The organism is Kitasatospora sp. NPDC004799 (assembly GCF_040609095.1).
In the GTDB taxonomy this organism is placed as follows: Bacteria; Actinomycetota; Actinomycetes; order Streptomycetales; family Streptomycetaceae; genus Kitasatospora.
Window position 1 is genome coordinate 1 of record NZ_JBEXJK010000833.1, and the last position, 1,117, is coordinate 1,117.

Sequence of the window (1,117 nt, forward strand, 5' to 3'; positions counted from 1 at the left end):
GGGCGCCCCCAGCAGCACCCGGTGGGCGGCGAGCGTGGGCTCGTCGGCGGCGTCCGGGTCGTGCTCATGACCGCGGACGAGCGGCGGGAGGTGCTGCGGCAGGGGCGGGGCGAGGTGCTGCCGGTGCCGGACACCACCTTCACCGCCCTGTTCGAGGAGCAGGCCGCCCGCACCCCGGCGGCCACCGCGCTGGTCGCCCGGGACGCCACCCTGGACTACGCCGCCCTCAACGCCCGGGCCAACCGGCTCGCCCGCCACCTGGCCGCCCTCGGCGCTGGGCCCGAGCAGGTGGTCGCGGTCCGGCTGCCGCGCACCTCGGAGCTGCTGGTCGCGCTGTTCGGGGTGCTCAAGGCCGGCGCCGCCCTCCAGTTCGTCGACCCGGACCTGCCCGAGGAGCGGGCCGCCCTGCTGCTCGACGACACCCGGCCCTGGACGGTGCTGACCGAGCGGTCCCTGCGCGAGGTGCCGTGGGAGGCGCTGCCCGGCCACGACCTGACCGACGCCGAGCGGACCGCCCCGCTGCGGCCGGGGCACGCCGCCTACCTCATCCACACCTCCGGCTCCACCGGCCGCCCCAAGGGCGTGGTCGTCGAGCACCGCCAGCTGGTCAACCTCTGCCACGACCACCGGGCGGGGATGCTCGCCCCGCACACCGCCGACGGCGGCCGGCTGAAGGTCGCGCTCAGCGCCTCGCTCTCCTTCGACACCAGCTGGGAGGGCCCGCTGCTGCTGGCGTCCGGTCAGGAGCTGCACCTGATCGACGAGGACGTCCGGCTGGACCCGCGGGCCTTCTGCGCCCGGATCGTCGAGCAGCGGATCGACGTCGTCAACGTCACGCCCTCCTACCTGCGCGAGCTCACCGCCGCCGGACTGCTCGGCCCCGCCCCGCACCACCCGCGGGTGCTGCAGCTCGGCGGCGAGGCCGTCCCCGCCGCCACCTGGCGGGAACTGTGTGCCGCGCAGGCCGAGTTCGGCGTCACGACGTACAACCTGTACGGGCCCACCGAGTGCACCGTGGACGCCGCCTACGCCCGCCGACCGGGACACCGTCCACTACCTCGACCTGATGAAGCGCAAGTACGGCCTCGTCGCGCGGGTCGGCCTGCTGGGCAGCCGA

At 75.8% G+C, this 1,117-nt stretch carries 1 protein-coding gene; it reads left to right on the forward strand.

Going from position 1 to position 1,117, the window contains the following annotated elements:
• Window positions 1–21: 21 nt before the first annotated feature.
• A partial coding sequence (locus tag ABZW03_RS41150) for an AMP-binding protein (RefSeq protein WP_355270039.1) occupies window positions 22–1,117 on the forward strand: 1,096 nt, incomplete at its 3' end.